The 1,259-nt window shown below is 67.0% G+C and carries 1 protein-coding gene and 1 pseudogene; both read right to left on the minus strand.

Features of this window, described 5'->3' with window-relative positions; genetic code table 11:
• Nucleotides 1–378, minus strand: a 378-nt coding sequence (locus ABZ899_RS36510) for an alpha-amylase family glycosyl hydrolase (protein ID WP_361355233.1), incomplete at its 3' end; no start/stop codon positions are given.
• Nucleotides 375–1,259, minus strand: a pseudogene (locus ABZ899_RS36515) (alpha-1,4-glucan--maltose-1-phosphate maltosyltransferase); the annotation flags it as partial. The gene ABZ899_RS36510 and the pseudogene ABZ899_RS36515, both read right to left, overlap by 4 nt.

A 1,259-nucleotide genomic window follows, 5' to 3' on the forward strand; every position in this document is an offset into this window, starting at 1 on the left:
GTGCTGGTCGCTGGTGTGGTTCATGACGAAGTCGATGATGACGCGCATGCCGCGCTGGTGGGCGGCGTCCACGAACTCCACGAAGTCCGCGAGGTCGCCGAACTCGGGGAGTACGGAGGTGTAGTCGGAGACGTCGTAACCGCCGTCGCGCAGGGGGGATTTGAAGAAGGGCGGCAGCCACAGGCAGTCCACGCCCAGCCATTGCAGGTAGTCGAGCTTGGCGGTCAGGCCCTTGAGGTCGCCCACGCCGTCGCCGTTGCTGTCCTGGAAGGAGCGGACCAGGACCTCGTAGAAGACGGCGCGTTTGAACCAGTCGGGATCACGGTCGTTGGCGGGGGTGTCCTCGAAGGTGTCCGGGACGGGCTCGTTGACGATCATATGGCGGGTGACCCTCCGATCTGCGGGGTGGACGGTCGCAGAACCTGGCCGCGCGCATCCCGGGGACGCCCCCCGGGCTCCTGGCCGACGACGAGCACATGCGCGCCGCCGGGCAGGAGGCGCACGTAGTTCGCTCTGCCCCAGTGATAGGTCTCGCCGGTGAGCTCGTCGCGCACCGGCACCGACTCGTGCCACTCCAGGCCGAGTTGCGGCATGTCCAACGAGACCGTGGCCTCCTGGGTGTGGTGAGGGTCGAGGTTGGCGACCACCAGAACAGTGTTCGAACCGCTGCGCTTCGAGTAGGCGATCAACGCATCCTTGTCCGTGTGGTGGAAGTGCAGGTCACGAAGCTGCCGCAGGGCCGGATTCTCCCTCCGGACGGTGTTGAGCCGGGTGATGAGGGGGGTGATGGTGCGGCCCTCGCGTTCGGCGGTCTCCCAGTCCCGCCGCCGCAGCTGGTACTTCTCGCTGTGGAGGTACTCCTCGCTGCCCTCGCGCAGGGGGGTGTTCTCGCACAATTCGTAGCCGCTGTAGACGCCCCAGGTGGGGCAGAGGGTCGCGGCGAGCACGGCGCGGACCTCGAAGGCGGGCCGGTGCCCGTGCTGGAGGTAGGCGTGCAGGATGTCGGGGGTGTTGACGAAGAAATTGGGCCGCATGTACGCGGCCGCCTCCCCCGACAGCTCGGTCAGGTACTCCGTCAGCTCCTGCTTGCCGGTACGCCAGGTGAAGTAGGTGTACGACTGCTGGAAGCCGATCTGGGCCAGCGTGTGCATCATCGCCGGCCGCGTGAACGCCTCCGCCAGGAAGATCACGTCGGGGTCGGTGCGGTTGATGTCGTCGATGACCCGCTGCCAGAACACCACCGGCTTGGTGTGGGGGTT

It is taken from the genome of Streptomyces sp. NPDC046859, assembly GCF_040645135.1.
GTDB lineage: Bacteria > Actinomycetota > Actinomycetes > Streptomycetales > Streptomycetaceae > Streptomyces.